Source organism: Embleya sp. NPDC055664 (genome assembly GCF_053618075.1).
Genome location: NZ_JBSHGZ010000084.1, coordinates 1 through 6,983, shown reverse-complemented (window position 1 = coordinate 6,983; position 6,983 = coordinate 1). Strand labels below are relative to the sequence as shown.

Here is a 6,983-nt window from a genome sequence, read left to right as displayed (position 1 = left end):
GGGAAACTCACGCCCGCGGCGGCGCCGTGGAACGGATGATGTGGGCGTGGGTGTTCGGGCGGATGACCGCGTGGAGGCCATGGCGGCCGGTGCGCCCCCTGCCCAGGATGCCGGTGGCGGACCTCGCATCGGGCAACCGCCTTGGCACAGGCGCGAATCGGTACGGCGGCCGTCGTGGGCGGGGCCCGGGATCACCAGTCCTCGGCGCGTTCGATCGTTTCCAGGAGGAAGTCGCCGTCGGTGATCGCGTAGCGGCGCATCAGGGGCAGGGCAGGGCTGTAGAGGTGGAGGGAGACGGCGTGAACCGTGGGGGAATCGTTGTGGACGTCGTGGACGTGGGAGGGGCCGAAGGCACGGCCTCGGCCGGTCGTCAGGCGCAGGGGCGGGGGTTGATGCGGCGCCATCGGTACTCGTTCTCGGATTCGGGTGGGGAGGGTGCTCACGCGGATGGTGGACTCGACGAGTTCGCCGCGCAGGACGTGGAACGCGCCGCGTGAGCCGCCGTGGTCGTGCCATCCCGTGCGTGTTCCGGGGGGCCAGCCGATGAGCCAGGCGTCGCATCCGGCCGGTGCGGAAAGGCGGATCCAGGTGCGTTGGGTGGCGTCGAGAGGCAGCCGGTCGAGGAGCGTGGGATCGGCCGCCGTCTCGACCGCGTAGCCCAGGAGCGGGTCCGTTCGGCGTTCGGCGCGGGCGGTCGGGTGCGGCACGGCCGCGGGTTCGGCGGTCGTACCGGAAGACGTGCGAGACCTCGGGACGACGGGGTGGCCGAAGGTGGTGGGCGATGTGGGCATGCAGAGTCCTCGGATCGGTGCGGCGGCGCTTCGCGGTGACTCCCTCATGTGCCGATCCGACCTCGGGCACCGACCTCCCGACGGACGCGGAAAGGGTCGATCCGGCACCGGGCGTCGGGACTTGGACGCACGGTGGGATGGGGATGATCGGGCATGCGGCAGCAGGCCCTCGGGACGACGAACGGCGGAGGGTGGCGAAGGCCGGCCCTCGACGCCCTCGATCGCTTCGACGGCTACGGCCGGGGCAACGGCGAAGTGCGCTGGGGAAGAGCTGGAGGCGAGGTCAGCGCCGGCCGCTACACAGGCAGCCCGCGTGCCGGACGAGGTCCACGTGGGTGCGTCGGAACAAGATCGTGTGACCGTTCACGCCGAGGGACACAACCAGTGACGGGCCGGTATGTCAAGCCGGTTGCCCCGCGCGGTGTGGCGTCGTCGGGGGCGTGTGGCGTGAAGTCGGGGACTGGTGTCTAGGATTGGGGGAGCGCTCGTTCGATCGTCGACCTTTCGTGGGGTGATCCGAGCGCCGGGCAAGCGCACTCGTCTCGGAGGTCGGTGGACATGGACACGGTCGGCGGTGGGTCTCGCCCGGCGTTGTCGTGTTCACCCGTCCGCTCGGTCGGTCGGCGTGGTGTGTGGTGCCGTCATCGCCTTTGTCACCGCGCGGTTCCGCCGGGGACCCGTTGTCGCGGCCGGTACGCGTAGCTTCCGCCGAAAGGGCGGCGGCGTTCGTGTTCGCCGCGTGTGTGGTGTCGGGGCCGGCGGCCTCGCCCCGGTGTGTGGGTCGGCCCGGGAGTGAGGCCATGCCCGCGGTGTGGTGACGGGACGTCGTCGGCAAGTAGTCGGTGGATCTGCGCGATCGAACCCTGCCGGTATTCGGTCGATCGAAAGCGGACACGCGGTGAGCGCCACCCATCGGGGCCGAGGCCCCTCCCTGCACAATCCTGTCGTTTTCCTCGTCGTCCTGGTGGGCGGCGCCGTCCTGGTCTGCGCCTGGCTGTGGCTGGCGGCCCACGTCGGCGCACGCTTGCACGGGGCGCAACCGCCGCCGCCCCCGGTGGTGTTCGTCGTCGAGTGGGTCGCCGGCGAGTACTCCTGGCCGGGCGGGTGGGCAACCGTCGCCGCGGTGGTGATGGCGGGCGTGGTGGGCGCGTGCGGGTTCGCCGTCCGACGTGAGGTGCGGAGTCGGGAGGTGCACCGGATCGACCGGGCCGTGCGATACCTGGCCTCCCGGTGGGAGTTGCGGGAGACGACCACGCGCGGCGCTCGTGCGGCGGCGCGCCGGATGGGGGTGCGGCGCGGCGCGGGGCCCGGGTTGCGGGTGGGGCGGACCGTGCGCGGCGGTCGGGACCTGTGGGGTTCGTGGGAGGACATGCACGTGGACATCTGGGGGCCGCGTACCGGCAAGACCGTCACACGTGCGATCCCGGCCGTGGTGTCGGCGCCGGGCACCGTGGTGGTGACCTCGAACAAGCGGGACATCCTGGACGCGACGCGTGGTGTGCGTGGGCGACGAGGCCCGGTGTGGGTGTTCGACCCGCAGGCCCAGGCGGGCGAGCCGGCGACGTGGTGGTGGAATCCGCTGACGTTCATCGGGGACAACGTGGTCAACGCCATCACGTTGGCGTCGATCTTCGCGAGCGTCAATCGTGCCCCGCACACGCGCAGTGACGGGTATTTCGAGCCCGCCGGGCAGGACCTGTTCGGTCATCTGATGCTCGCCGCCTCCGTCGACGGGCGGCCGATCACCGACGTGTACACCTGGCTCACCCGGGCAACCGACGACACCCCGGCTCGGATCCTGCGTCGCCGTGGGCACACGTCGGCGGCCGACGCGGTGGAGGGGGTGCTGACGGCACCAGGGCCGCAGCGGGCCGGGGTGTACGGGACGGCGCTGCAGATGGCGTCGTTCCTGTCCGCGCCGGAGGTCACGAGGTGGGTGACGCCGGGTGGCGATCCCGCGCGGCGCGAGTTCTCGCACGCGCGGTTCGCCTCCGTGGTCGGCGGCACGATCTATCTGCTGTCCGAGGAGACGAGCAAGATGGCGGCGCCGCTGGTGTTGGCGCTGACCACGGCGATCGCCTACGCGAGCGAGGGTGCGGCGATAGGGAGTCCGGGTGGCCGGTTGGCCGTGCCGACGGTGTTCGTGTTGGACGAGGCCGCGAACGTCTGCCCGTGGCAGGAACTCCCGACGATGTACAGCCACTACGGCTCGCGGGGCATTGTGATGATGACGATCCTGCAGTCCTGGGCACAGGGCGCCGCCGTGTGGGGCGAGGTCGGGATGGCCAAGTTGTGGGGGGCGGCCAACGTCCGGGTGTACGGCGGTGGCGTGTCGGATACCCGCTTCCTGGGCGTACTGTCCGCCGCCACGGGAGTGTTCGAGCCACGCACCACGAGCACCACGCGGCGTTCGTCGGCGTGGTGGCCCGATTCGGTCGGGCGTTCGTCTCGGTCCGAGCCGGTTCTGGATGTCGCCGACCTGGCGTCGATGCCGCGCGGGCGGGCGCTGGTGCTGATGAGCGGACGGCGCCCGGTCCTGGTCGAGCCGCTGCCGTGGTGGCACGGGCCGTACGCGGACGCGGTCCGGGCTTCGATCACGGCCCACTCGCCGTCGGCTCGGGCGAACCCGTGGGTGCGAGCCGCCGCCTCGCGGCCCCGGGTCGTACGCGAGCGACCTTCGCGGCGGGCGACATCGGCCGGGGCGGGGGCTGTCGCGGGGCCCGCGAGTGGCCCGCGCCCTCGTGGCGCGCGGCGCTGACCGCGGGGGCCGGCGGGGGTCGGCGGATCGCTCCCTGCGGCGGCGTCACCGCCGGGCGGTGGTGCTGCCCCGGACGCCGACGCACCGTCATGGGCACCGACGTCCCGGCGACTCGCACCGGTGGTCGTGCCCGCGATCCGTGTCGCGAAGTCGCCGGCCGCGTCCGGGCCGTCTGTCCTTGAGTGGTGTCGCCGTCGACTCGGCGGTGTGTCACCAACGCGCACATCCTCAACCTCGACGATCGATCGTGCCGTCTTCACGACCGCTCCGGATTCACCCTCGGCGGAGGCCGCCACCACGGGTGGATAATGTGCCCATGGTCGAACACGTGTACTTCGAGGGTGGTACCTACGACGGCACCACGGCAACGTTCGAGCACGACGGCTCCCGTATCGACGCGGATCCCGACGATGCCGATCCCGACGAAACTCCCCTGGGTCCCACCGAGTTCTACTCCAACGCCGGGGAAACGAAGGTCATCGATGGAGTGGAACATCGAGTGGTTCGCTTCTTCGACCGCTGACGGAACATCGCCGACACCTGTGATCGCCGCCCGCGCACACGGCGTCCGGTTGCGGACCGTGTGTACGGTTTCGTGCGTTCGCGGCAACCGACCGAGGGCACCGAGGTACATCGCCGCCCTGATCCGTCACACGCCGGAGACACAGCGACATCGCACCCGGCACCGACGGGTGCGATGCCGCAGGAGGTTTCCATCCCTGACACCGAGGTGTGGCGAGCACCGGCTTCACGGGGACCACCACGGCATGCACTCGCTGCCGCGCGTGGTGGTGCGGGGAAGCGACATGCGCCCGTCCGACGCAGACGCCACATCGGAGCAGACCGCCCACGCCTACGAGACGTCGCGGGCCGAGCGTGACCGCGCCGAGGACGAGGACGAGGACGAAGAAGACCGACCGATCGGATCGGCGGGCCCGGCCTCGGCCGGATCGGCAGAAGGCCGCACGGCCTTCGGGAGAGTCAACGCGGCCGGGAGACCGATGAGGGCGCCCACCGCGACCACCGCCACGGCCGTCCGGATCCCGCCCATGGAAACCAGCACCGCCAGGCCGGCCCCGGAGCCGAACTGGAGTGCGGTGGACGCCAGTCCGGTCGCGGCGCCCTGCTCGGCGTCCGCGACGCCCGACGCGGCGGCGACCCACATCGTGGTGAACAAGGTGCCGGTGCCCAGCCCGAAGGCGACGATGCCGGGCAGCAGTCCGATGTACGTCGAGTCGTCCGTCATCCCCAGCGCCAGCACCGCGGCCCCCAGCGCCGCGACCGCGAACCCGACCATCAGTGTGCGACGCACGCCCAGACGCCCCACGAGGCGCTCACCCGCGAGATTGCCCACTGTGATCGACAGCGTCGGCCCCAGAAACGCGACCCCTGTACGCAGCGCCGAAAAGCCCATCTCGTTTTGGAACCACAACGTCAGAAAGAACGGCACGGCCTGCAGAGTCAGTCCGAACACCAGGATCACCCCGGTCGCGGCCGTCAGACCGCGCTGCTTGAACAGGCGCAGCGGCAGCAGCGGATCGGCCGTCCGCGACTCCACCGCGACGAATCCCGCGAGCAACAGCAGTGCCACTCCCGCCGCGCCCGGCACCCGGGGATCCGTCCAACCCCACTCCGGCCCCTGCGCAATCGCGAACACCAGCAGGGTGAGCCCGACCGTACCGGTCAACGCGCCCGGGAAGTCGAAGCCGGGCCGCGCCACACCCACACCGCGGCGCCCGTCGTGCTCGCCGCGTCCATTCCGGCCTTCGCGCACTTCGCGCCCCTCACATCCGCCGCGCCACGCCGCGTCGGCGGGCAGCAGCGCGAACGCGGCCGACGCGGCGACCACGACCAGCGGCACGTTCACATAGAACACCGCCTGCCAACCGAACACACTTGTCAATACGCCGCCGAGCAGCGCACCCAGGCTCAGCCCACCCGCTCCCGACACCGCCCACACGGTCAGCGCTCGGGTCCGCGAATGCCCCTCCTCGAACAGCGTGTTCACAAGCGACAGCGTCGCGGGGAACAGGACCGCGCCGCCCACGCCCTGCACGGCCCGCGCGCCGATCAGTGCTGCCGGCGCGGTGGCGAGGCCGCCCAGCAGCGAGCCGGCGCCGTACAGCGCCAGGCCGAGCACGAACATTCGGCGTCTGCCGAGCAGGTCCGCGAGGCGGCCGCCAAGCAGCAGGAGTCCGCCGTACACGACGGCGTACGAGCTGACGACCCACTGCAGCCCGCGGTCGGAGAAGCCGACGTCGGCGGCGATCTCGGGCAGAGCGACGTACACGATCGTGAAGTCGAGCGCGGTGATCAGGCCCGCGAGAGCGAGGAGGGCGAGTGTCCAGGCGGGGCGTGTGAGGTTGGTGGGGCGTACGAGGTTGGCAGGCGACGGCATGGGGCCGACCTCCGGAAATGGCCTCGGGAGTGAGGCGGGCGGCTGGGTCGCTTCCCAGCGTGGGCGCACCGCCGCGGGCTACCCAGGTCCCGACTTTGCCTACGCACCGCGTGATCACCCTCGCACCGTCCCGGTTATGGTCGCGGTGTGGACGCACGTATCGAACTGAGCGAGTTCCTCAAGTCCCGCCGCGCCCGTCTGAGTCCGGAGGACGTCGGGCTGCGGGCGTACGGCGGCCGCCGCCGCGTCGCGGGCCTGCGCCGCGAGGAGCTGGCGGGTCTCGCCGGTGTCAGCGTCGCGCACTACACGCGCCTCGAACAGGGCCGGGCCGACAGCGTCTCAACGGAGATCCTGGCCACGATCGGGAGGGCGTTGCGCCTGGACGAGGACGAGCGGACGTACCTGAACCAACTCGCCAGGCCCGACGCCCGCACCTGCCCCGGGACCACCGTCCCGCCGCGCCCGGGCCTGCGGCACCTGGTGGCGTCCTTCGACGCGACCCCGGCGATCCTGGTCGGGCGGCACACCGAGGTGGTGGCGTGGAACCCGGTCGCGACCGCGCTCTTCGGCGACTTCGCGGCCATGCCCGAGGGCGAGCGCAGCATCTCCGACCTGATCTTCCTCCGGCCGGACATACGCGACCTGCACGGCGACAACTGGGAGCGCACGGCGGTCGAACACGTCGCGCACCTGAGGGTGTTGTCCGCCTGCTACCGAGGCGACCCGCGCCTGACCGCACACATCGAGCGGCTGCGCGCGGCCAGTCCCGAGTTCGCACGGATGTGGTCGTCCCATCCCGTCGCACGCACGGGCCACCGCTTCTACCGGCTGCACCATCCCGTCGTCGGCGACCTGGAGTTGTACGGCGAACTGGTGACTCTGCCCGGCGACCTCGACTACAGCGGCCTCGACCTGTTCGCCGCCGAGCCGGGCTCCGCATCCGAGCACGCACTACGCCGCCTGGCCGGCCTGGGCCGCAACGAGAACACCGCCCCGCCCGCGACCGCACCCCCGACCGCAGCCGCGGAACCGCGCT

5 protein-coding genes are annotated in these 6,983 nt (G+C 71.7%); 3 read left to right on the top strand and 2 right to left on the bottom strand.

Features of this window, described 5'->3' with window-relative positions:
* Positions 1 to 191: 191 nt before the first annotated feature.
* Entirely contained in the window at positions 192 to 791 is a 600-nt protein-coding gene (locus ACWGR4_RS48010; RefSeq protein WP_452133953.1) for a cysteine dioxygenase, read from the bottom strand.
* A gap of 898 nt (positions 792 to 1,689) precedes the next feature.
* On the opposite strand from ACWGR4_RS48010, the gene ACWGR4_RS48005 reads away from it, so the two are divergent.
* Entirely contained in the window at positions 1,690 to 3,549 is a 1,860-nt protein-coding gene (locus ACWGR4_RS48005; RefSeq protein WP_452133954.1) for a type IV secretory system conjugative DNA transfer family protein, read from the top strand.
* Positions 3,550 to 3,865: 316 nt separating this feature from the next.
* On the top strand, positions 3,866 to 4,072 hold the full coding sequence (locus ACWGR4_RS48000) for a hypothetical protein (protein WP_452133955.1): 207 nt from the start codon (positions 3,866 to 3,868) through the stop codon (positions 4,070 to 4,072).
* A 330-nt stretch (positions 4,073 to 4,402) separates the two neighbouring features.
* Here the strand turns inward: ACWGR4_RS48000 and ACWGR4_RS47995 are convergent, their stop codons facing one another.
* Positions 4,403 to 5,947, bottom strand: coding sequence for an MFS transporter (locus ACWGR4_RS47995; protein ID WP_452133956.1), 1,545 nt, complete (start codon positions 5,945 to 5,947; stop codon positions 4,403 to 4,405).
* A gap of 147 nt (positions 5,948 to 6,094) precedes the next feature.
* On the opposite strand from ACWGR4_RS47995, the gene ACWGR4_RS47990 reads away from it, so the two are divergent.
* Positions 6,095 to 6,983, top strand: an 889-nt coding sequence (locus tag ACWGR4_RS47990) for a helix-turn-helix domain-containing protein (RefSeq protein WP_452133957.1), incomplete at its 3' end; no start/stop codon positions are given.

Bases quoted from the DNA above. Each gene is read 5' to 3' on its own strand.
- ACWGR4_RS48000 (WP_452133955.1), top strand. From the start codon at position 3,866: ATGGTCGAACACGTGTACTTCGAGGGTGGTACCTACGACGGCACCACG.
- ACWGR4_RS47995 (WP_452133956.1), bottom strand. From the start codon at position 5,947: ATGCCGTCGCCTGCCAACCTCGTACGCCCCACCAACCTCACACGCCCC.
- ACWGR4_RS48010 (WP_452133953.1), bottom strand. From the start codon at position 791: ATGCCCACATCGCCCACCACCTTCGGCCACCCCGTCGTCCCGAGGTCT.